Raw genomic sequence first — 21,040 nt, 5'->3', positions numbered from 1 at the left:
GTGCCCCGGCGGCGCGCGCCACCCTCAGCCGCGGACCAGCATGATGGCGGCGGTGGCGATCAGGCACAGCGAGAACAGCGCGCGCAGGCGCCGCTCGGGCATGCGGTGGGCGAGCGCCACGCCCCAGGAGATGGTCAGCATGCCGCCCAGCGAAAGCGGGATACCGCTGGCCCAGTCCACATGGCCGGCATTGGCATAGGCGGCCAGCGCCACCACGGCACCCGGCGTGACCAGGGCCAGCGCCAGTCCTTGCGCCGCCGCTTGCCGGAAGCCGAACAGGCCGACCAGCGCGGGTGCGGCCACCACGCCGCCGCCCACGCTGAAAAAGCCCGAGAACGCGCCGCCCACCGCGCCCAGCGCCGGAATCCAGCGTGGCGACAGGCGCGCCCGCTGCGCGGTGGCCGCGCGCCCGGGCTGCAGGCGCCAGAGGAAATACAGCGCCAGCGCGATCATGAAGCAGGCAAAGACGCGCCGCAGCAGCACCGCGTCCATGGCGGTGGCGAGCCGGGCCGAGGCATAGGTGGCAAGTACCGCCGACAGCCCGAGCACCGCCGCCGTGCGCAGTGCGATATCGGCGCGGCGGCGGTATTGCCAGAAGCCGATCATCACGTTGGGGGCGATCATCACCAGCGCGGTGCCTTGGGCGAGTTGCTGGTCCATGCCGTACAGCAGGCCCAGCGCCGGAATGGCGATCAGCCCGCCGCCGATGCCGAACAGCCCGCCCACCGCGCCCAGCACTCCGCCCAGGCCGAAAATGATCAGGGAGGACAGCAACAAATGGTCAGGCATGGAAGAAGGCGGAGAAAAGAGATGGGGCGCAAGGCTGGCAATGCGGGAACAAGGGCGGGAACAAGGCCGGGAACAAGGCCGGGAACAACCGCGGCAACAAGGGCGCGCGGCGCGCCTGGCCGGGGAAGCCGGCTGTCCCGGCCTAACGTGCCCGGGATAGCGTGTGCAGCGCAGCAGGCGAAGCGCCCGGATGCGGTGTGGCAACAGGTCGCGTGGCGTCCCTCGTCGCAAAAGCTGCCTGCCGTCACGGAAGTGCGTAATGATACGGGCGTTTGACCAGGGCCGCCGCGCCCGCGCAGTTTGTCGGGAAAGCGCCTTCTTCGTCAGGGTTTTCCCTTGAAACTGGACCGTTCGTACGTTTACACGGTTTTTTGTTGCATTTATGAAAGCCGTTTGTAATGCGTTTCGGTTTGAATGCGCACGGGACGTTGCGGCCGCTCCGGATGCGGCACGTACACTACGCGTTCCGTGGAGATACATGAAAGTTCGCCGTCCCGGTGCACCGAATAGTCGCCATGGTCGTTTACCGCACACTGAGTCGAACCGAGCCTGATTTATCGTGTCTTTTTCTTTTCCTCGTTTCTTGCTGGCCAGCCTGCTGAGTGCCGTCGCCGGTGCCGCCGTGGCCGGCACGAATGTGCCCCCGAGTGCACCGCTGCCGGCCGACGGCCCCTGCGTGGCGCCACTCGCGAAGGCGCCGCTCACCATCGCGCAAGTGCGCCTCGATACCGTGCGCTGCAACCGCGACATCATCGCCGCGCGCCGTGGCGAGGAGGCCAGCCAGGCCGATATCCAGATCGCCTCGCAACGGCCCAACCCGGTGCTGAGCCTGGGCGTGGCCAATATCAACCCGCACCAGGGCTTCAATTCCGGCGGCCCGCGCAACAAGACCGTGGATTCCACGCTGCGCGTGGACCAGGTGATCGAGACCGCCAACAAGGGCAACCTGCGCGTGGAAGGCGCGCGTGCTTCGAGCCGCGCCGCCGGCGAGGTGCTGCAGGCCGTCGTCACCCAGCAGTCGAGCGCCGCCGAGCAGGCGTTCTACGAGGCACTGGTCAGCCAGGAGCGCGTGGCGGTGCTCAACGAGACCCTGTCGCTCTACGGCCGCACCCAGCAGGCCAACGAGACGCGCCTGAAGGCCGGCGACGTGTCCCGCGCCGATGTGACCAAGCTGCAACTCGACGTGCTGCGCTCCCAGGCCGACCTGCGCGCCGCCATGGCCGACCACGCCAGCGACAAGGCCGCGCTGGCCCAGGCCATCGGTGTGCCCGGCACGCTGGTCGACAACCGCCTGGTGGCGGACTGGCCCGCGCTCGACGTGCCGGTGCCCGAGCCCGATGCCGATACCGTCCAGCGCCGTCCCGACGTGACCGCGGCCGAAGCCCGCCTGGCGGCCGCGGCCAGCGCGCGTGACCTGGCGCGCGCCGGGCGCGTGCCGGACGTCACGGTGGGCGCGCAGGCCGAGCATTATCCGGTTTCGGAAGCCAACCAGACCGGCAGCGGCAACAGCTTCGGTGTGTTCCTGTCGATCCCGCTGTTCGTGCGCCACAGCTTCGGCGGCGAGGCGCGCCGCGCCGAGGTGGACTATTACGCCGCGCTGGACGACCGCAACCGCGTGCTGCTCGAGGCGCAGAACGAACTGGAGCGCTCGCGCAACCAGCTTGAGGCCGCGCGCCTGTCGCTCAAGCAGATGGTCCAGAGCGTGGTGCCCGCCGCCGAAAGCGTGGCCGGCAGCGCCGAGTTCGCCTATGCCAAGGGTGCCACCAGCGTGCTGGACCTGCTCGACTCGCGCCGCGCGCTGCGCCAGACGCGCCTGGACGCAGTCAACGCGCAAGGCGATTACGCCAAATCCCTGTCGGCCTATCGTGCCGCCCTGCAGTCCTCATCCAATGCCCAGGCTCGTACCGATGTGCCGCGCCCCTAATCAAGTGTCCGCTCCGATGTCTGCTTTGATGTCCGCTTCGATGTCTCCGATGACTGCTACGCCTGCTTCGACTACCCCCGCGCGCCACGGCCTGCGCGCGCGCCTCGCGGCGCTTTCGCTGGTGACGCTGGCGCTGGCCGCCTGCGGCAAGCAGGAAGCCCCTGCGCCCAGCGACGAGCCCAAGGTCGCCGGCAACACCGTCGAATTCCCGGCCTCCGTGAAGGCCCTGCCGGGCATCGCCGGCGAAAGCGTCAAGCGCGGCGGCGAACGCATGCTGAGCCTGCCCGGCCGCCTGGTGTGGAACGAGGACCGCACCGTGCGCGTGTCGACGCCGTTCGCCGGCCGCGTGACCGAAGTGATGGCTCAGGCGGGCACCAGCGTGAAGGCGGGCCAGGCGCTGGCCATGCTGACCTCCACCGATTTCGGCGTGGCCCAGTCCGACGCGCGCAAGGCCGCCGTCGACGCCGCCTACGCCGGCAAGGCGCTGGCGCGCCAGCGCGAGCTGTACGACGCCGGCGTGGTAGCGCAGAAGGACCTCGAGCAGACCCAGGCCGACGCCGCGCGCGCCAGCGCCGACCTTGCCCGCACCCAGGCCACGCTGCGCCAGTACGGCTCGCCCGCGGCAGGCGGCGGCATGGCGCGCTTTGCCCTGCGCACGCCGATCGACGGCCTGCTGGTGGAGCGCAATATCAATGTCGGCATGGAGCTGCGTCCCGACCAGCCGCCCAGCGCGCCGCTGTTCCTGGTCACCGACCCGAGCGAGCTGTGGGCGCAGGTGGACGCGACCGAGGCCGATCTCGCGCTGTTCAAGCCCGGCGTGAGCGTGCGCCTGGTGTCCAGCGCTTATCCCGGCGAGACCTTCACCGGCAAGGTGATCAAGGTCGCCGACTACGTCGACCCCGCCGCGCGCAGCGTCAAGGTGCGCCTGACCGTGCCCAACCAGGACCGTCGCCTGAAGGCGGAAATGTTCGTGACCGCCAAGCTGCAAGCCGCTTCGTTCGAGGGCATCGGCGTGCCGTCCAAGGCAGTGTTCCTGGCCGACAACCGCAACTACGTGTTCGTGCGCACGGCGCAGAACCGCTTCGAGCGCCGCCAGATCAAGCTGGGCGTGACGCTGCCCGGTACCGCCGAGGTGGTGGACGGACTCAAGGAAGGCGATGTGGTGGTGACCGAGGGCAATCTTTACCTGCAGGACATCCTGCGCGACGCCACCGCGGTCAACGCGGCCCTGGGCGGCGCGGCCAGCAACGCCGGCGCGAAGCAGTAAGGAAGACCGCCACATGATTTCGCGTATCGTCCATTTCGCGCTGCACCAGAAGCTGTTCGTCTGGCTCGGCCTTGCCATCTTCATCGGGGGTGGCCTGGCGGCCTTCAAGAACCTGCCGATCGAAGCCTTCCCGGATGTCTCCGACATCCAGGTCAACGTCATCACGCTGTACCCGGGCCGCGCCGCCGAGGAAATCGAGCGCCAGGTCACCATCCCGATCGAGACCGCGCTGGCCGGCACGCCGAATTCCGTGCGGGTGTTTTCGCACACCCAGTTCGGCCTGTCCTTCCTGATGGTCACCTTCAATGACAAGGCCACCGACGTGGTGGCCCGCCAGCAGGTGATCGAGCGCCTGCGCGGCGTGGACCTGCCCGACGGCGTGCACCCGGAACTGGCGCCACTGTCCACCGCGATCGGCGAAATCTTCCGCTTTCGCCTGACCGGCAAGGGCTATAGCGCGCAGGAGCTGCGCACGCTGCAGGACTGGGTGGTGGAGAAGAACCTGCGCCAGGTGCCTGGCGTGGCGGACCTGGTCACCATCGGCGGCACCATCAAGCAGTACGAGGTGAACCCCAACCTGGCGAAGATGCGCGATTCCAAGATCTCGCTGTCGCAACTCTTCGCCGCCCTGCAGCGCGCCAACGCCAACGCCGGCGGCGGCGCCGTGGCGCACGGCCGCCAGCAGTACCTGCTGCGCTCGCTCGGCAGCTTCTATACCTCGGCCGACATCGCCAACGTGGTGGTGGCCGAGAACAACGGCACGCCGATCCTGGTCAAGGACATCGCCGAGGTGAGGATCGGCGCCGCGCCGCCCCAGGGCCTGATGGGCCAGGACGACGAGGACGACATCGTCTCGGGCATCGTGGTGATGCGCAAGGGCGAGAATCCCTCGCTGGTGCTGGAAGGGCTCAAGAAAAGGATCGACCTGCTGGACAGCACGATCCTGCCCAAGGGCGTGAAGATCGTGCCCTACTACGACCGCTCCACGCTGATCGACAAGACGCTGCACACCGTGTTCGGCAACCTGGTCGAGGGCGCGCTGCTGGTGATGGCCGTGCTCTACCTGTTCCTGGCCAATGTGCGCGCCGCGGCCATCGTGGCGCTGGTGATCCCGCTGGCGCTGCTGTCCACCTTCATCGGCCTGACCTGGGTGGGCATCCCCGCCAACCTGCTGTCGCTCGGCGCAATGGACTTCGGTATCATCGTCGACGGCGCGGTGATCGTGGTGGAGAACATCTTCAAGCGCCTCGGCGAGCTCAAGGAAGCGCAGATCAAGGACAGCCGCGCGCGCATGCACGCCATCCTGCAGGCCACTACCGAGGTGGGCCGCCCGACCGTGTTCTCGATGATCATCATCATCGCCGCGCACATCCCCATCTTCACGCTGCAGCGCCACGAGGGCAAGATCTTCGCGCCGATGGCCTACACCGTGACGGGCGCGCTGATCGGTTCGCTGATCATCTCGCTGACGCTGGTGCCGCTGCTGTGCCACCTGCTGCTGACCAAGAACATCGCGCACGACGACAACTTCGTGGTCCGCCACAGCAAGCGCATCTATGAACCGATGCTGGCCTGGGCGCTGGACCACAAGCGCACCGTGGTGGGCATCGCGCTGGGCCTGCTGGTGGCCACCGTCGGCGTGGGCAAATTCCTCGGCAGCGAGTTCCTTCCCGAGCTGGACGAAGGCTCGATGTGGGTCAGCTTCGACCTGCCGGCCTCGGTCTCGCTCGACGAGGCACGCGACCAGGCCCGCCGCCTGCGCACCGTGATCCGCAAGACGCCCGAGGTCAACACCACCATCTCCAAGGTGGGCCGCCCCGACGACGGCACCGATCCCAAGCTGATCAACACCGTCGAGATCCTGGTCGACCTGAAGAACGACAAGCAGTGGCGCGCCGGCTACGACAAGCGCAAGATCATCAACGAGATCAACGCCAACCTGCGCCAGCTGCCCGGCATCGAGCCCAACTTCTCGCAGCCGGTGCGCGACAACATCCTCGAGAGCATCTCCCAGATCAAGGGCCAGATCGTGATCAAGGTGCAGAGCGACAGCCTCGAGCACAACAAGCGCGTGGCCGACCAGATCCTCGCCAACGTGCAGTCGGTCAAGGGCGTGATGCGCGCCTTCATCGACCGCGACGGCGAACTGCCGCAGTACGTGCTGGACTTCGACCGTGCCCAGGCCGCCCGCTACGGCATCAACGTGGCCGACGTGCAGGACCTGATGGAGACCGCGCTGGCCGGCAAGGCCGCCACCGAACTGTGGGAAGGCGAGAAGCACTTCAGCGTGGCCGTGCGCCTGAAGCCGGGCGAGCGCGAGCTGCCCAACCTGCCGAACATCTTCATGCAGACCGCCGACGGCGCGCAGGTGCCGCTGTCGCAACTGGTGCACTTCCGCGCCGCTTCGGGCGCGATGAACATCAGCCGCGAGAACGGCCAGCGCACCACGTCGATCGGCATCTTCATCCACGACCGCGACATGGGCAGCGTGGTGAAGGACATGCAGGCGCTGGTGGCCAAGAACGTCAAGGCCGACGACGTCAAGATCAGCTGGTCCGGCGAGTTCGAGAATCAGGAACGCGCCATGGCACGCCTGTCGATCGTGGTGCCGCTGTCGGTGCTGGTGATCTTCCTGCTGCTGTTCAACGCCTTCAAGTCGTTCAAGAGCGCCACGCTGATCATCTCGAACATTCCGTTCGCGCTGATCGGCGGCGTGTTCGCGCTGTTCCTCACCGGCATTCCGCTGTCGGTGTCGGCGGCCATCGGCTTTATCGCGCTGTTCGGCCAGGCCGTGCTCAACGGCGTGGTGATGGTGACCTACTTCAACCAGCTGCGCGACGAGGGCATGCCGGTGCGACAGGCCGTGCTGACCGGTTCGATGGACCGCCTGCGCACGGTGCTGATGACCGCGCTGCTGGCCATGCTGGGCCTGTTCCCGATGGCCATCTCGCGCGCCATCGGCTCGGAGACCCAGCGGCCGCTGGCGATCGTCATCATCGGCGGCCTGATCACGGCCACCATGCTGACGCTGATCGTGCTGCCCACGCTGTACGAATGGATGGTCGGGCGCAGCTGGCCCGACGAAGAAAACGGCAACGCGGACAATAACCGCTTGCCGGATTCGACGCCGGCCTGAAAGATGCCCGCCACTTCTGGTGGCGGGCTCTCCTCACATCTCGATGTCCGGATCGCTCCGGAAATCCGTGAAAATTCCCGCGAACGTCCGTGAACGCCCGCGGAAATTCTATTCCGTGCCAGGCAGCCCTGCCTGGACGCGCTGGCTCAGGCGCTCGCCGCTGGCCAGCAGGACCGTGACTTCCACACCCGCCGCAAGGTCTTGGCAGGCCGGGCGGCTGGTGCCGGAGAGCGACAGGCTGACGCCGCGCGGGCACACGGAAACAGCGCTCGCCGCCCCATCGGTATCGACGGTGACGGCGCCATAGCCGGCCCGCATCGACAGGCCGGAAGCCTGGCGCCAGGTCCAGGCCGCGGGCGGCTGGCTTGCGGTGACATCGGTGCCGTCCGCGCGCAGCAGCGCGGCGGTGGCGGTGAGGCGCGGCGCGCCAGGCGTGAGCGGGGTGTCGTCGTAGCTGAGCTGCAGGCGCCAGGCGCCGTGCCGGACCTGCCCGGCCGCTCGTGCCGGCCGGGTCTCGACGGTGAGCGCTACCTCACCTTGCATGTCGCGCCAGCTCTCGCGCAAGGTGTGCGCGCAGGCATGGAACAGCGTGATGAGCGGATGACGGCCACGTCGTCGGCCAGCGACATGGCCCATGAGCGGCCCCGAGTGCAGCGGCATGATTTCCCCGTATCTTTTTTGCGCGACCACTCTACAAAGCGGCCCGCCGGGGCGCATCACCCATTCATGGGATAGACCCCGCTTTTTTGCGTCCCCGGAGCGTGCCGGTCAGCCCTGGCGCGGCGCCTGCGCCAGCTCGCCCACGCGCGCGATCACCTCGGCCAGCAGTGCCGAGCGGTCGTCGGCACGGTAACTCATCATCACCGGCGAGGTGAAGCCGGGGGCATTGATCGGCACATAGGCCACGTCGTCGCGATGCAGCCGCTGCACCGAGGCCGGCACCAGGCAGATGCCCAGCCCGGCAGCGACCAGGCCGATGGCGGTCTGCAGCTCGTTGGCTTCCTGCACCACGCGCAATTGCAGGCCGCGCGTGCGGAACAGCGCCAGCACATGGTCGGCGTAACTCGGCCGTGGCCGCGCGGGGTAGAGCACGAACGGATAGGTGGCGAGCTGGTCCGGCGTCATCGGCGCGCGGCCCAGCGCGGGGTGGCCGCCCGGCACCGCCACCATCAGCGGCTCGGCCATCACCACGCTGCGGGTGATGGCGGGATCATCCAGCACGATGCGGCCAAAGCCGATATCGATGCGCCCGGCCTTGAGCGCTTCTACCTGCTGCACCGTGGTGAGTTCGGACAGGCTCACTTCCAGCGACGTGTCGGAGCCGCGCACCTGGCGGATCAGCTCGGGCAGGAAGCCGTATAGCACCGACGGCACGAAGCCGATGCCGAACCAGTGTTTTTCGTTGCGGCCGATGCGCCGCGTGCCTTCCATGATCTCGTCGATGCGCTGGTTGAGCTGGAGCGACTGCTCCAGCAGGAAGCGGCCCGCTTCGGTCAGGCGCACCGTGCGCGAGGAGCGGTCCAGCAGCACCGTGCCGAGCTCATCCTCCAGCTGGCGGATCTGGCGCGACAGCGGCGGCTGGGCGATATGCAGGCGCTCGGCGGCGCGGGTGAAGTTGAGCTCGGCCGCGACGGCCTGGAAATAGCGCAGGTGGCGAAGCTCCATGGCCATGTCCTTTCATACTTTCAAGGTATTGATCGGGACATACTCGGTCTTGGACACCCGCAATGTCAAGCCACATACTGCATGGGAGCGTATTGCCGGCGCACCGCCAGCGATTTCATACCCCGGTAGACATAAAGGTAGTCACTCAGCATGAAAGCAACCGTCGCCTCCGTCGAAGCCATCCTGGTGGACCTGCCCACCATTCGCGCGCACCAGCTGGCCATGACCACCATGCAGCGCCAGACCCTGGTCATCGTGCGGCTGCGCTGCAGCGACGGCATCGAGGGGATCGGCGAAGCCACCACCATCGGCGGCCTGAGCTACGGCGACGAAAGTCCCGAAGGCATCAAGCTGACCATCGATACCTACCTGGCGCCCGCGCTTGCCGGCATCGACGCGTGCAATATCCACGCCGCCATGCAGCGCCTGGGCTCGGTGGCGCGCGGCAACCGCTTTGCCAAGTCGGCGCTGGAAAGCGCGCTGCTCGACGCCCAGGGCAAACGCCTGGGCCTGCCGCTGTCCGAACTGCTGGGCGGCGCCGTGCGTCCCAACCTGGCCTGCCTGTGGACCCTCGCCAGCGGCGATACCGGCCGCGACATCGAAGAGGCCGAGTCCCTGCTGGCGGCGCGCCGGCACAACACCTTCAAGCTCAAGATCGGCCGCCGTTCCGTGCGTGACGACGTGGCGCACGTCTCGGCCATCAAGCGCGCGCTGGGCGACCGCGCCCGCGTCACGGTGGACGTCAACCAGGCCTGGAACGAGGCCGACGCCGCCACCGGCATCGCCATGCTGGAAGCCGCCGGCATCGATCTGGTGGAGCAGCCGGTGCCGCGCGAGCAGCGCGGCGCGCTGGCCCGCCTGGCGGCCCGTTTCGTGGTGCCGGTGATGGCCGACGAAGCGGTGTGCGGACCCGAGGATGCCATGGAGCTGGCGCGCCTGGCCGCCGCCGACGTGTTCGCGCTGAAGATCTCCAAGTCGGGCGGCATCTTCGAGATGCTGCGCACCGCGGCGGTGGGCGATGCCGCCGGCATCGCGCTGTACGGCGGCACCATGCTCGAAGGCAGCGTGGGCACCATCGCCGCCGCGCATGGCTTCTGCACCTTGCCGCGCCTGGCCTGGGGCACCGAGTTGTTCGGCCCGCTGCTGCTCAAGGACGACGTGGTGACGGCACGCCCCGAATACCGCGACTTCGCGCTGCACCTGCCGGAGGGCCCGGGGCTGGGCCTGACGCTGGATGAAGACAAGCTGACGCACTACCGCCGCGCCTGATTGGCCGCGGCGATCGATTAACGCAAAGAACGCAACAAGGACGAGAACATGCTGTTCCTGGTGAGAATGGACGTAAAGCTGCCGGCCGACATGCCGGCGGCGCAGGCAGACGAGATCAAGGCGCGCGAGAAGGCGTATTCGCAGGACCTGCAGCGCCAGGGCAAGTGGCCGCATATCTGGCGCGTGGTGGGCGAGTACGCCAACTACAGCGTCTTCGATGCCGAGACCAACGACGAACTGCACGCCATGCTGTCCGGCCTGCCGCTGTTCTCGTACATGGAGATCCACGTCACGCCGCTGGCCAAGCATCCCTCGTCGATCAAGTAGCACGGCGGCGCCGCGCAACGCCTGGATGCCTGCATTGCCTGCGCGCCGCTTTCCATTCTGGCCCCCGATCCCGATTCCATAAATCCAAGAGGAGACTTTGATGCGCCTGCCATTCCTGCGCGCCTTTGCCATGGGCGCCGCCTGCGCACTGGCCACCCTGGCCGCGACGCCCGCGGCCCACGCCGGCACCTGGCCCGAGAAGCCGATCCGCTGGGTCGTGCCATTCCCCGCCGGCGGCGCCATGGACAATATCGCCCGCACGCTGGGCGAGGAAATGTCGGCCTCGCTCGGCCAGGCCATCGTGGTGGAAAACCGCCCCGGCGCGGGCGGCAATATCGGCGCCGAGATGGTGGCGCGCTCGCCCGCGGATGGCTACACGCTGATCATCGTGGCCAACGGCATGGCGGTGAATCCGGCTCTGTACGGCCGCCTGAACTATGACCCGGTGAAGGACTTCGCCCCGGTCTCGCTGCTGGCGGTGGTGCCCAATGTGCTGGTCACGAGCAAGGTCAAGAAGTTGCCGGCCACGGTGCCCGACCTGATCGCCGCGGCGCGCGCCAACCCGGACAAGTACACCTACGCGTCGGCCGGCAACGGCACCTCGATCCACCTGGCCGGCGAGCTCTTCACCTCGCTGGCCGAGGTCAAGATGCTGCACGTGCCGTACAAGGGCAGCGGCCCCGCCATGACCGACCTGCTCGGCGGCCAGGTCGACTACATGTTCGACAGCATCACCTCGGCCAAGCCGCATATCGATGCCGGCAAGCTCACGGCGATCGCGGTCACCACCAGCAAGCGCTCCAGCGCGCTGCCGAACGTGCCCACCATGGCCGAAGCCGGCGTCAAGGGATATGACCTGTCGCCGTGGTTCGCCGCCTTCGTGCCGGCCAGGACGCCGCCCGCCGTGGTCACGCGCCTGAACCAGGCCATGGTGGCCGCGCTGGCCAAGCCTTCGGTGCGCACCCGCCTGGCCGGCATCGGCGCCGAGCCGATCGGCAGCACGCCGGCGCAACTGGGCAAGCACCTGGCCGACGAGACCCAGAAGTGGGGCAAGCTGATCCGCGAGCGGGGAATCCACGCGGATTGAGGAAGTACAGGCCGGCCATCCGCCCGCTGTCCCCGTCCGGCGTCATTTCCCCGCCGAAAAGCGGAGATCGCCGTACCATGCGCGCGCGGTCGCGCCGGTGTTGTCGGTGTCGGTGAGCAGGCCGTAGGCGGTGAGCTTGCCGGGCGCTTCGTTGAAGGCGCGTTTGTAATCCTGCGCCACGTTGCGGCTCAGCGACAGCCATTTGCCTGCGCCGTCCGGGCTGCCCGACACCACGATCATCTTGACCCGCGAGGTATGCGGGTTGTCGATGATGGTGCCGGCCGGCGCGCTGTCGGACCAGACGTACATCAGCGTGGCATAGGGCAATTCCTCGCCGGCCAGCGTCTTGGCCAGCCGCATGGCGGTACGGTCGCCCAGCGAGAGTTTTCCCTTGTCGCCGTCGAACATGAAGACCAGCCGTGCCGGCGCGTCCTCCTGGGCGGCCACGCGGTTGTCGGCGTTGGCGATGGGCTGATCGATCTTCCAGCGCCAGCTCAGCTGGGGCGTGGCGACGAGGTCGATGTCGCCCTCATGCATCAGCGCCGAGGCCGAGGCGGTGGCGTCCGCCTGCAGCACGGTGGTGCGGCCGTCGGCCACCAGGCTGTAGCGGGTCGATGCCTTGCCTTGCGCAACCGGCAGGTTCTTCCAGCCCGCCGGCAGCGTACCGCCGGGCTGGCCCGCGGAGAATGCCACGCCAGGCTGCGCGGACTGTGCATGCGCCGGCGCGGCTGCCCACAGCGGGACGCTGCAGGCCAGCAGGCCCGCCAGTCGCTTGATCCAGGAAGGCCGCCTTGAAGCCCGATGCATGGTCATGTGTGGGTGATTGTCGGTCGTGGAGGGTAACTCCCATTGTAGGCAGGGGCCACCGCGTTTGCCCGCGCGGCGGCCTGGTGCGCTACGGCGCGGCCTGCGCGCCGGGGCTGCCGGCGGCCTGCGCCGCGGCGCCGAAGATCGCGCGGTAGTGGCGCATCCCTGCATCCAGGTGCCGGCCGAAGGCAAAGCCCCGCGCCACCATGTCGTCGAACTCTGCCCGTGCGATGCGCATGACGTAGCTGTGCCCGGTGGCGACCAGGCGGCAGTCGCCCGTGGCCTGGCGCGCGCTGAACCAGTTGCCCGGGTCGGCATGGCCGGCGGGATAGGCCTTGCCTGCGTGCTCGAGTTGCCAGCCCCCGTCGAGCAGGATCCAGACGTCGGCATTGTCCGCGCCGCCGGCCGCGCCGGTGCGCTCGCACTGTGCGATCACGGTGCCGGCTTGCGCCTCCCATTCGCGCGAATGGTCGATGGTCCAGCGCAACTGCTCGCTGTCCAGGCTGGTGAAGAACGGCGTCTTGCGCAGCAGGTACAGATAGGTCTTCGAGGCTTTCATGGGTTTGCCCTGGGTGAGAGCGGCATCGGCGTGCGCCGCGGGACCGGCTTCGCACGAGGCGAGCAGGGCCGGCAGCAGCAGGTTGAATGCGAGTCGGATCCATCGGTTCATGGCCCCTCCGGGGGTGTGCCGGCGGGCCATGCGCGGCCCGCCTGATGGTTGGCGCGCGGGGCTCAGCGCGAGATCCGGGCCTCGAGCAGGTCGCCCATGCCGATGCGTTGCGCGAAGCTGATCCGCACGCGTTCCGACACTTCCAGCACTTCGCGCGCGCCGTCGCCGACGAAATCGATCACCGAGCGCATCGGGCGCGTGCCGGCGGCCAGGCCCACGATGCGCACGATCTCGTCGGCCACGGCCTGGGGATCGGCGTCCTCGGGCGTGAGCGCGCCGAGGCGTTCGCCGATCTGGTCCATCACGCCGTCGTAGCGGCTGTAGGCGGCGGCCGTGGCGGCATCGGCCGGCTTGCCTGCGCTGGGGAAGTGCGCGGTGCCCCGGGTGAAGGCGCCCGGCACCACGATGGAAGTCTCGATGCCGAAGCGCGCCAGCTCGTAGGCCAGCGTCACCGCCAGCGAATCCATGGCCGCCTTGGCCGCGCCATAGGGGCCCATGAACGGCGGGAAACCGCCCTTGGTCGTGGTGCTGCTGATCCACAGCATCAGCCCGGCTTCCTGCCGGCGCAGGTAAGGCAGCACCGCGCGGTTCACGCGCTGCGCACCGAACAGGTTGGTGTCGAACACGCGCATCATTTCCTCGGGCGTGAACGCCTCGGTGGGACCGACTACCAGATGCCCGGCGTTCTGCATCACCACGTCGAGGCGGCCCTGCTCGCGCACGATGGCCGCGGCGGCGGCATCGGCCGATTCCTGCGACAGCACATCGAGTTCAAGCGGATGGAGCGCGAGCTTCCTGGACGTGGCGAGCGCGCGCAGTGCCTGGGCGTGCTCGCGGTTGCGGCCGTCCGTGTCGCGCATGGTGGCGTAGACGATATGCCCCGCTTCGGCCAGCGCCCGGGCGCTGAGCTTGCCGATGCCGGTGCCCGCACCGGTGACGAGGATGACTTGCCGGCTGGCGTTCTGCATGGTGGTTCTCCCTGGATATGGTGAGCGTCGGCGTGGTGGCCTGTCGTGGCGCGGCAGGGATCAGGCAATGCCGCCGTTGGCGCGCAGGATCTGGCCGTTCACCCAGCCGGCATCCGGGCCGGCGAGGAAGGCGACGACCGAGGCGATGTCTTCCGGCTGGCCGAGGCGTTGCAGCGGCGCCATCCCGGCGAAGGCCCGGATTTGCTCGTCGGTCTTGCCGTCGAGGAACAACGCGGTGGCGATCGGGCCGGGGGCGACGGCGTTCACGGTGATATTGCGGCCGCGCAGTTCCTTGGCGAACACGTGCGTGAACGCTTCCACCGCTGCCTTGGTGGCGTTGTAGACCGCATAGCCGGGCATGTTCAGCGCCAGCGTGGTGCTGGAGAAGTTGACGATGCGCCCGCCTTCGCCCATGCGGGCGGCGGCCTCGCGCAGGGTGTTGAAGGTGCCGCGCACATTGATGTCGAAGGTCTGGTCGTAGAGCGCGTCGCTGGTGTCGGCGAGCGGAACGGTCTTGAGCACGCCGGCGTTGTTGACCAGCACGTCGACCTTGCCCAGCTGCTGCTCGGTGATCTCGAACATGCGGCGCACCTCCCCGGCATCCGACACATCCGCCCGCACGGCGATGGCGGTGGCGCCCGCAGCCTTGAGTTCGGCCACGAGCGCTTCGGCCGGCGCCGCGCCGGAGGCGTAGTTGACGGCTACTGCGAAGCCGTCGCGGGCAAGCCGTCGCGCGATGGCGGCGCCGATGCCACGCGAGGCGCCGGTGACGATGGCGACCTTGCCGTTGGTGGTGGCGGTGGTCGCGGTGCTTGCAGTGGTGTTCATGATGCATTTCCTTGCAGTGGTGGGTTGGTGAAATGAATCATGGACTATTCCGGTCTGCAGATAATCGGCGTTAAATTGATATCATTGCTCCGTTTGCTTTAACAATGAGGCCGTATGGACCGCTTTCAGGAAATGCAGGCCTTCGTACGCATCGCCGAGCGCCAGAGCTTCACCCAGGCCGCGGAAGATCTGCGCATCCCGCGCGCCACCATCACCAACCTGATCAAGCGCATGGAACTGCGCCTGGGCGCGCGCCTGCTGGAGCGCACCACGCGCACGGTACGCCTCACGCACGACGGTGACGCCTACTACCGCCGCTGCGTGCGCCTGATAGCGGACCTGGAGGAAGCCGAAGGTTCGTTCCGCAACACGGCGCCGAAGGGGCTGCTGCGGGTCAACCTCCAGGGCACGCTGGCGCGGCACTTCGTGGTGCCGGCGCTGCCGGGCTTCCTGGCGCAGTTCCCGGACCTCGAGGTGCATATCGGCGAGGACGATCGCCTGGTCGACCTGGTGCGCGAAGGCGTGGACTGCGTGCTGCGCGCAGGCAACCTGCAGGACTCGTCGATGGTGGGCAGGCGCGTGGCGCTGCTCGAGCAGGTCACCGTGGCCAGCCCCGCCTACCTGGCCGGGCACGGCGAACCGCACCACCCGGAGGCGCTCGCGGCGCATCGCGCGGTCAATTACATTTCCAGCGGCACGGGCAAGGCGGTACCGCTGGAGTTCACCGTGGATGGCCGCGTGACGGCGGTGCAACTGGCGGCCACCGTTTCGGTCACCGGCGCCGATCTCTACACAGGTGCCTCGGTGGCCGGGCTCGGGCTGGTGCAGGTGCCGCGCTACCGCGTGGCCGAAGAACTGCGGCTGGGCCGCCTGCAGGTGGTGCTGGGTGCATTTCCGCCCCCGCCGATGCCGGTCTCGGTGCTGTATTCGCAGAACCGCCAGCTCTCCTCCCGCGTGCGCGTGTTCGTGCAATGGCTGCGGGAAGTGTTCGAGCGCGCCGGCGGCTGAGGCACCGCGCGCAAAGCGGCCTGAAGGGGCCCGCCGCGCCGCCCGGCGAGACATATACTTTTCCAGGCATCCGCGCGACACCGACCGGTGCATGCGCCGGCCCTGCCGGCAAGACCTCTGCCCTTACCCGCCGCAGTGAGGTGACGCGATGGACCGCATCGTGATTCGAGCGCTGGGCGCAGTCGCCGTGGCCGGCGCGCTCGCCGGCTGCATGCCGGCGGCACCGCCCGCGCCGGAAGGCGACTACAAGAGCCGCGCCCTGACGCGCAGCGAGAATGGCCTGCAGGTATCGGCGGCGGTGCTCTCCGATGCGGAGAGCGCGGAGGTGTATGGCGTTCCGCTGGCGCAAAAAGGCGTGCAGCCGGTCTGGGTCGAGGTACGCAACAGCGGTTCCCAGAGCTACTACTTGCTGTCGCCGGGCCTCGATCCGGCATTCTTCCCCGCCTCCGAGGCGGCCGAAGCGTTTGCCCCGGCCGACGCCCAGACCACGCGCGCCGACCTCGCCCGGCGCTTTGACCAGCTCGCCTTCCACAATCCGGTGGCGCCTGGCCAGTCCGTGACGGGGTTCGTGCTGACCAACGCCAGCGAGGGGGCACGGCTCGTGCAGCTTGACCTGGTCGCGAGCGGGCGCGCAACGACTTTCTCGATCCTTATGGTGGTACCGGGCTTTCGCGCCGACTACAAGGCCAGCGATGTCTTCCGGCGCCAGATCTATGCGCCGGACCAGATCGTGGACTACACGGACGACGACGCCTTTCGTGCCGCGCTCGAGGCCCTGCCTTGCTGCGCAGGCAACAAGGACGGCACGAAACTGGGCGATCCGCTGAACCTGGTGGTCGTGGGCGGTCTCGACGATGCCTTCCCGGCGTTGGTGCGCCGCGGCTGGCGCCCGACCGAGGCCAGGTGGGCGGGCGCGATCACGCGGATGGTGACTTCCGCGCTGTCCGGCGAGCGCTACCTCAATGCGCCGGTGAGCGACCTCTTCCTGTACGGGCGGGCCCAGGACCTGGCATTGCAGAAGGGCCGCGGCACCATTCACCAGCGCAATCACCTGCGGCTCTGGCTGAGTCCCATGCGCTACCACGGCAAGCCGGTGTGGGTGGGCCAGATCAGCCGCGATATCGGCAGCCGCCTCACCATCCACTCGCCCACGCTGACGACGCACAAGATCGACCCGGACGTCGACGAGGCGCGCACGGCGCTGACCGAAGACATGGCCTACTCGCAGAATCTCGCAAAGCTCGGCTTCGTGGGGGGCGTGGGTGCCGCCCCGCAAGACAAGCCGCGGGAAAACCTGACCACTGATCCTTACTACACCAACGGGTACCGTACCTTGCTGATATTCGATCGCAAGCCCACGTCGCTGTCCGATATCGAGTACTTCCCGTGGCGCGTGGGAGACACGTCCGCAACCGCAACCGCGAGCGGCGGCGCGCGGCCATGAGCGGGCCGGGGCGGTGGTATCGCACGGCGCGCATGGCGAGCCTCTTGCTCGGCCTGGCCGGCTGTGCCACCTGGCAGGCGCCGCAGGACGTGGACGATGCCCCGCTGCGCGCGCGCGCCGTCAGCGCCGACAGGCAGGACGTACGCGTGAGCGCGGCGGTGCTGGGCACCGACGACAGCAAGCGCATGTTCGGCGCCGACGTCAACAAGACCAATGTGCAGCCGATCTGGGTCGAAGTGCACAACGGTGGCCCGCAGGTGCTGTGGCTGCTGCGCTCGGGCACCGACCCGGATTACTTCTCGCCGCTCGAAGTGGCGTGGTCCATGCACTCGCCGCTCGGCGGGGCCACCAATGCACGCATCGACGCCCACTTCAACGGGCTCGGTTTCAAGAACCCGATTCCGCCGGGAGGGACCCGCTCGGGCATCGTCTTCACCAATCCGGACCGCGGCACCAAGCTCGTGAACATCGACCTGCTCGGGGCCAGGACGCTCGTGCCGTTCTCCCTGTTCCTCATCGTGCCGGACGACGCGGCCAGCCCGCGCTTCTCGCAGACCATGTTCCAATACCCGGCTGGCGGGGTCACGGACTACAGCGATCTCGCCGCGCTGCGCGGCGCGCTCGAGCGGCAGCCGTCCTGCGCCACGGATGCGAGCAGGAACACCCGGGGTGACCCGATCAATGTCGTGATCATCGGCGCGCTGGCCGACCTCGGCACGGCGGCGGTGCGGCGCAACTATCGGCGCGACCCGCGCGAAGCCGATTCCGCGCAGTACGTCTTCGGCCGCGCGCCGGACACGGTGCTGCGCAAGCAGGCGCAGGAGGGCGCGCCGGCAACGTGGATGCGCGTGTGGCTCGCGCCGGTCAGCTTCCAGGGCCAGCCGGTCTATCTCGTGCAGGTCGGTCGGCCGCTCGGCGGACGCTTCGCGCCCCCGGACCAGGCAAGCCTCGTCCTGCACCCGGACGTGGACGAAGCGCGCAACCTGCTGGTGCAGGACATGATCTACTCGGGCGGCCTCGACAAGCTGGGCTTCGTCGAGGGCGTGGGCCAGGCACCCAGGGCACAGCCCAGGGCGACGCTGGCCGGCGCCGCCTACCATACCGATGGCCTGCGGGCGGTGATGTTCTTCGCCACGCGCCCGCTGAGCCTCTCCGACGTGGAATTGCTGGACTGGGTGCCGTACCTGGAGCGGCGCGACGCCGCCGCTGCCGCCGGCGGGGAGAAGGGCAATGCGCACAAGTAACGCGGTCATCGCCGCCTGTCTCGCGCTTGGCGCATGCGCCGGCCAGCCGCTCACGCCCTACTCGGCGGATACGCCGCCGCTTGCGCTCGTGCCCGCGGCACAGGCCGGCGTGCGCGACGGGCGGGCCCGTTTTCGCGAGATCTACTGCGCGGTGCTGCAGGCGCGCGGCGCTGCCGTGCCCGATGCGCGGCCCTGCGACGACGCCCTGACCCGCGTGGGCGACGAGCCCGCCGGCACCGGCCGGCCCGTGGACCTGGGCCAGTCCAGGCGGGGCCTGGTCGCGCTGCTGGTGCCCGGCATCGGCTACCAGTGCTTCGCGCCGTGGCTCAAGACGCCCGGCACGGTCGCCACGCACGTGCAGCAGTTCGGCTATGACGCCAGGCTGCTCGAGGTCGACGCCCTGTCCGGCATCGAAACCAATGCGCGCGAGGTGCGCGATGCAATCATGGCCATGCCGCAGACCGAGGGCGCGCCGCGCCTGGTGCTGGTTGGCTACTCGAAAGGGGCGCCCGACATCCTCGAAGCGGTGGTCGCGTATCCGGAGATCCGCAGCCGGCTGGCGGCGGTGGTCAGCGTGGCCGGGGCGGTCGGCGGCTCGCCGCTGGCCAACGACGCCGAGCAATACCAGGCGGACCTGTTGCGCCATTTCCCGGGCGCGACCTGCCAGTCCGGCGACGGCGGCGCGGTGCAAAGCCTGCGGCCCGCCGTGCGCAAGGCCTGGCTGGCACGCAATCCGCTGCCACGCGAGCTGCACTACTACTCGCTGGTCACGTTCCCCCGGCCGGAGCGCATTTCGTCGATCCTGTCATCGAGCTACGACAAGCTCGCGCGGGTGGATCCGCGCAACGACAGCCAGGTCATCTTCTATGACCAGGTGGTGCCCGCGAGCACCTTGATGGGGTATGTGAATGCCGATCACTGGGCCATGGCGGTGCCGGTCGCCCGCACGCATCCCACGGTCGGCTCGCTGTTCGTCACCCAGAATGCCTACCCGCGCGAAGCCCTGGCGGAAGCGCTGCTGCGCTTCGTGGAGGAGGACCTCGCCACGCCCGCGCCGTGACTGCCGGGGCAATGCCGCAGGGACGGCGTCCCGCCGCAGCGGGGTGCGGCCTCGTGCGGAGCTAGTGCGCCTTCAGCTCGCAGACAGGGCACACCCGCACCAGCAGGGGCGGGTTTTCGATTTCGGCGAGCGCATCGCTATCGTCGGATGCCACGGCGCAGCGGCACTCGCGCGTGGCGGCCAGCGTCTTCACCTGGCCGCCTTCCGGCAGCACCGCGTAGCGCACGCCCAGCAGCATGCGTCGCTCCCAGTCGCCTTTCGGATCGAGCGACAGCAGCCACAGGCGGGTCTGCAGCGACCAGTGCCTGACGGTCTCGCTCTTGATCAGGAGCCGCCGCGCGGCTTCCGCCACGGTGATCTGGCGCGACGCCAGGCCAAAGAATGCCTCGGCCTTGTCGCCCAGCCGCAGGCGTCCCACCGGCGTGCCGGTCAGGCGGGTAAACGGCTGGCGGCAACCGGTGCACTGGAACTGGGGCAGGCCGCCCTCGTCCGTGCTGTGGAAGGCCGCGCGCTCGCCGCAGCGCGGGCAGCGCGGCGGACGGCGGCTCGCCGTGTGCAGGCGGCGCCAGGCGGACAGCAGGAAGGTGGCAAGGTCGGCGTCGCCGCCCGCACCCGTCGCGCGCGCGCCGATATGGATCAGCGTGGTCGCGCGGCGCGGCTCCTGGACAAGGGCATGCGCGCTGACGAGGTCGTGGCCTGTCGCCGTAGGTTGGGACGGGTGGAATCTGCTCATTACGTCGGCACGGGCGAACCGGCCCATGCTCCGGGAGCGGTGAAAGTGCGCAGATTCTATTTGGGATGGGGAGCGGTCGAAACTGTGATTGATCACAGTGGGCGGCCGCCCGGGAGCGGGTCCGTGCCGCCCGGTGTGACGCGCGCGTGGCTTGCGCGCACCTTACGGCTTGATGATCCCGGCCGAAGCCGCCTTCACCACCGCTTCGATGCGCGTGGCCACGCCCAGCTTCTGGCGGGCATTGTCGATGTGAAAGTCCACGGTGCGCTTGGACAAGCCCAGGATGCTGGCGATCTCCCCGGAGGTCTTGCCCCGCGCGGACCATACCAGCGTCTCCACCTCGCGCTCGCTCAACTGCACCGCGTGCAGCCCCGGGCGCGTGCGCGCCGCGCGGGCCAGCCTGGCATCGACGATGCTGGTGAGGATGTCGAAATCCACGGGTTTGGTCACGTAGTCGTCGGCGCCGAGCCTGCGGCCCTTGAGTTCGGCTTCGCGCTGGGCCAGCGCGGTGAGAAAGACAAACGGCATGTCGGCGAAGCGCGGGGCCAGCGAGACGATTTTCTCCAGCAGTTCGAAGCCGGTCATCACTGGCATACTCACGTCGCACAGGACCAGGTCCGGCGTATCGCGCAGGATGGCGGCAAATCCCTGTTCGCCGTCATGCGCGATGCTGACGGCAAAGCCGCGCTCGACCAGCTCCTCGGCAATCAGGGCGGCCGTTTCCGCATCGTCCTCGATGCAGAGTATCTTGCGGCTGGCGTCTGGCATGGCGATCCTTGATTGACTGGGGTGGACGCGCAGAGCGTAGCGAATT

19 protein-coding genes are annotated in these 21,040 nt (G+C 68.7%); 10 read left to right on the top strand and 9 right to left on the bottom strand.

Features of this window, described 5'->3' with window-relative positions:
- Positions 1 to 24: 24 nt before the first annotated feature.
- Positions 25 to 789, bottom strand: coding sequence for a sulfite exporter TauE/SafE family protein (locus tag AC1DK4_RS02495; protein ID WP_441611946.1), 765 nt, complete (start codon positions 787 to 789; stop codon positions 25 to 27).
- Positions 790 to 1,348: 559 nt separating this feature from the next.
- On the opposite strand from AC1DK4_RS02495, the gene AC1DK4_RS02490 reads away from it, so the two are divergent.
- Genes AC1DK4_RS02490 through AC1DK4_RS02480 form a run of 3 tightly spaced genes read left to right on the top strand, consistent with a single transcriptional unit; the run spans position 1,349 to position 7,116 of the window.
- Positions 1,349 to 2,713 (top strand): TolC family protein, encoded by a 1,365-nt coding sequence (locus AC1DK4_RS02490; RefSeq protein WP_441611947.1) that lies wholly within the window; start codon positions 1,349 to 1,351, stop codon positions 2,711 to 2,713.
- A gap of 49 nt (positions 2,714 to 2,762) precedes the next feature.
- Complete coding sequence (locus tag AC1DK4_RS02485; RefSeq protein ID WP_441611948.1) at positions 2,763 to 3,980, top strand: efflux RND transporter periplasmic adaptor subunit; 1,218 nt, start codon at positions 2,763 to 2,765, stop codon at positions 3,978 to 3,980.
- Between the two features lie 13 nt (positions 3,981 to 3,993).
- Positions 3,994 to 7,116, top strand: coding sequence for an efflux RND transporter permease subunit (locus tag AC1DK4_RS02480; protein ID WP_441611950.1), 3,123 nt, complete (start codon positions 3,994 to 3,996; stop codon positions 7,114 to 7,116).
- A 108-nt stretch (positions 7,117 to 7,224) separates the two neighbouring features.
- Here AC1DK4_RS02480 and AC1DK4_RS02475 read toward each other — a convergent pair whose 3' ends face one another.
- A complete protein-coding gene (locus tag AC1DK4_RS02475) occupies positions 7,225 to 7,776 on the bottom strand; it encodes a hypothetical protein (protein ID WP_441611951.1) in 552 nt (183 codons plus the stop codon).
- 108 nt (positions 7,777 to 7,884) lie between these two features.
- Complete coding sequence (locus AC1DK4_RS02470; RefSeq protein WP_441611952.1) at positions 7,885 to 8,781, bottom strand: LysR family transcriptional regulator; 897 nt, start codon at positions 8,779 to 8,781, stop codon at positions 7,885 to 7,887.
- Positions 8,782 to 8,931: 150 nt separating this feature from the next.
- On the opposite strand from AC1DK4_RS02470, the gene AC1DK4_RS02465 reads away from it, so the two are divergent.
- The 3 genes from AC1DK4_RS02465 (at position 8,932) to AC1DK4_RS02455 (ending at position 11,464) form a co-directional block, all read left to right on the top strand.
- Positions 8,932 to 10,050: a muconate/chloromuconate family cycloisomerase gene (locus AC1DK4_RS02465; RefSeq protein WP_441611953.1), complete on the top strand. Its 1,119-nt coding sequence runs from the start codon at positions 8,932 to 8,934 to the stop codon at positions 10,048 to 10,050.
- A 48-nt stretch (positions 10,051 to 10,098) separates the two neighbouring features.
- Entirely contained in the window at positions 10,099 to 10,377 is a 279-nt protein-coding gene (gene catC, locus AC1DK4_RS02460) for a muconolactone Delta-isomerase (RefSeq protein WP_441611954.1), read from the top strand.
- Positions 10,378 to 10,477: 100 nt separating this feature from the next.
- Positions 10,478 to 11,464 carry a tripartite tricarboxylate transporter substrate binding protein gene (locus AC1DK4_RS02455; protein ID WP_441643118.1) on the top strand — a complete coding sequence of 329 codons (987 nt, stop codon included), beginning with the start codon at positions 10,478 to 10,480 and terminating at the stop codon, positions 11,462 to 11,464.
- Between the two features lie 42 nt (positions 11,465 to 11,506).
- Here AC1DK4_RS02455 and AC1DK4_RS02450 read toward each other — a convergent pair whose 3' ends face one another.
- The 4 genes from AC1DK4_RS02450 to AC1DK4_RS02435 all read right to left on the bottom strand — a co-directional run bounded on the left by AC1DK4_RS02450 (position 11,507) and on the right by AC1DK4_RS02435 (position 14,737).
- On the bottom strand, positions 11,507 to 12,277 hold the full coding sequence (locus tag AC1DK4_RS02450) for a DUF3047 domain-containing protein (protein WP_441611957.1): 771 nt from the start codon (positions 12,275 to 12,277) through the stop codon (positions 11,507 to 11,509).
- An 82-nt stretch (positions 12,278 to 12,359) separates the two neighbouring features.
- Positions 12,360 to 12,941: a cyclic nucleotide-binding domain-containing protein gene (locus tag AC1DK4_RS02445; protein ID WP_441611958.1), complete on the bottom strand. Its 582-nt coding sequence runs from the start codon at positions 12,939 to 12,941 to the stop codon at positions 12,360 to 12,362.
- A gap of 62 nt (positions 12,942 to 13,003) precedes the next feature.
- On the bottom strand, positions 13,004 to 13,909 hold the full coding sequence (locus AC1DK4_RS02440) for an SDR family oxidoreductase (protein WP_441611959.1): 906 nt from the start codon (positions 13,907 to 13,909) through the stop codon (positions 13,004 to 13,006).
- 60 nt (positions 13,910 to 13,969) lie between these two features.
- Positions 13,970 to 14,737 (bottom strand): SDR family oxidoreductase, encoded by a 768-nt coding sequence (locus AC1DK4_RS02435; RefSeq protein WP_441611960.1) that lies wholly within the window; start codon positions 14,735 to 14,737, stop codon positions 13,970 to 13,972.
- 114 nt (positions 14,738 to 14,851) lie between these two features.
- Here AC1DK4_RS02435 and AC1DK4_RS02430 point away from each other — a divergent pair, with 114 nt between their 5' ends.
- From AC1DK4_RS02430 to AC1DK4_RS02415, 4 genes are all read left to right on the top strand, one after another.
- A complete protein-coding gene (locus AC1DK4_RS02430; protein ID WP_441611961.1) occupies positions 14,852 to 15,745 on the top strand; it encodes a LysR family transcriptional regulator in 894 nt (297 codons plus the stop codon).
- Positions 15,746 to 15,893: 148 nt separating this feature from the next.
- Positions 15,894 to 17,189 (top strand): LssY C-terminal domain-containing protein, encoded by a 1,296-nt coding sequence (locus AC1DK4_RS02425; RefSeq protein ID WP_441611962.1) that lies wholly within the window; start codon positions 15,894 to 15,896, stop codon positions 17,187 to 17,189.
- A gap of 32 nt (positions 17,190 to 17,221) precedes the next feature.
- Positions 17,222 to 18,433 (top strand): LssY C-terminal domain-containing protein, encoded by a 1,212-nt coding sequence (locus AC1DK4_RS02420; protein ID WP_441611963.1) that lies wholly within the window; start codon positions 17,222 to 17,224, stop codon positions 18,431 to 18,433.
- The gene (locus AC1DK4_RS02415; protein WP_441611964.1) at positions 18,420 to 19,493 is read left to right on the top strand and encodes a lipase family protein; all 1,074 of its coding nucleotides are present in this window, start codon (positions 18,420 to 18,422) and stop codon (positions 19,491 to 19,493) included. The genes AC1DK4_RS02420 and AC1DK4_RS02415 overlap by 14 nt, the downstream gene beginning before the upstream one ends.
- Positions 19,494 to 19,554: 61 nt before the next feature.
- Here the strand turns inward: AC1DK4_RS02415 and AC1DK4_RS02410 are convergent, their stop codons facing one another.
- Positions 19,555 to 20,226, bottom strand: a complete 672-nt coding sequence (locus tag AC1DK4_RS02410) for a DUF746 domain-containing protein (RefSeq protein ID WP_441611965.1) — start codon at positions 20,224 to 20,226, stop codon at positions 19,555 to 19,557.
- A 162-nt stretch (positions 20,227 to 20,388) separates the two neighbouring features.
- Entirely contained in the window at positions 20,389 to 20,994 is a 606-nt protein-coding gene (locus AC1DK4_RS02405) for a response regulator (RefSeq protein ID WP_441611966.1), read from the bottom strand.
- Positions 20,995 to 21,040 lie beyond the last annotated feature (46 nt).

The sequence above is a fragment of the Cupriavidus sp. 05N38 genome (assembly GCF_056397345.1).
Note: the sequence above shows the minus strand (reverse complement) of the source record. Positions and strands in the feature narration are given on the sequence as shown.

Coding starts and splice junctions, on each gene's coding strand:
- AC1DK4_RS02495 (WP_441611946.1), bottom strand. CDS start 789: ATGCCTGACCATTTGTTGCTGTCCTCCCTGATCATTTTCGGCCTGGGC.
- AC1DK4_RS02485 (WP_441611948.1), top strand. CDS start 2,763: ATGACTGCTACGCCTGCTTCGACTACCCCCGCGCGCCACGGCCTGCGC.
- AC1DK4_RS02480 (WP_441611950.1), top strand. CDS start 3,994: ATGATTTCGCGTATCGTCCATTTCGCGCTGCACCAGAAGCTGTTCGTC.
- AC1DK4_RS02475 (WP_441611951.1), bottom strand. CDS start 7,776: ATGCCGCTGCACTCGGGGCCGCTCATGGGCCATGTCGCTGGCCGACGA.
- AC1DK4_RS02470 (WP_441611952.1), bottom strand. CDS start 8,781: ATGGAGCTTCGCCACCTGCGCTATTTCCAGGCCGTCGCGGCCGAGCTC.
- AC1DK4_RS02465 (WP_441611953.1), top strand. CDS start 8,932: ATGAAAGCAACCGTCGCCTCCGTCGAAGCCATCCTGGTGGACCTGCCC.
- catC (WP_441611954.1), top strand. CDS start 10,099: ATGCTGTTCCTGGTGAGAATGGACGTAAAGCTGCCGGCCGACATGCCG.
- AC1DK4_RS02455 (WP_441643118.1), top strand. CDS start 10,478: ATGCGCCTGCCATTCCTGCGCGCCTTTGCCATGGGCGCCGCCTGCGCA.
- AC1DK4_RS02450 (WP_441611957.1), bottom strand. CDS start 12,277: ATGACCATGCATCGGGCTTCAAGGCGGCCTTCCTGGATCAAGCGACTG.
- AC1DK4_RS02445 (WP_441611958.1), bottom strand. CDS start 12,941: ATGAACCGATGGATCCGACTCGCATTCAACCTGCTGCTGCCGGCCCTG.
- AC1DK4_RS02440 (WP_441611959.1), bottom strand. CDS start 13,909: ATGCAGAACGCCAGCCGGCAAGTCATCCTCGTCACCGGTGCGGGCACC.
- AC1DK4_RS02435 (WP_441611960.1), bottom strand. CDS start 14,737: ATGAACACCACTGCAAGCACCGCGACCACCGCCACCACCAACGGCAAG.
- AC1DK4_RS02430 (WP_441611961.1), top strand. CDS start 14,852: ATGGACCGCTTTCAGGAAATGCAGGCCTTCGTACGCATCGCCGAGCGC.
- AC1DK4_RS02425 (WP_441611962.1), top strand. CDS start 15,894: ATGGACCGCATCGTGATTCGAGCGCTGGGCGCAGTCGCCGTGGCCGGC.
- AC1DK4_RS02420 (WP_441611963.1), top strand. CDS start 17,222: ATGGCGAGCCTCTTGCTCGGCCTGGCCGGCTGTGCCACCTGGCAGGCG.
- AC1DK4_RS02415 (WP_441611964.1), top strand. CDS start 18,420: ATGCGCACAAGTAACGCGGTCATCGCCGCCTGTCTCGCGCTTGGCGCA.
- AC1DK4_RS02410 (WP_441611965.1), bottom strand. CDS start 20,226: ATGAGCAGATTCCACCCGTCCCAACCTACGGCGACAGGCCACGACCTC.
- AC1DK4_RS02405 (WP_441611966.1), bottom strand. CDS start 20,994: ATGCCAGACGCCAGCCGCAAGATACTCTGCATCGAGGACGATGCGGAA.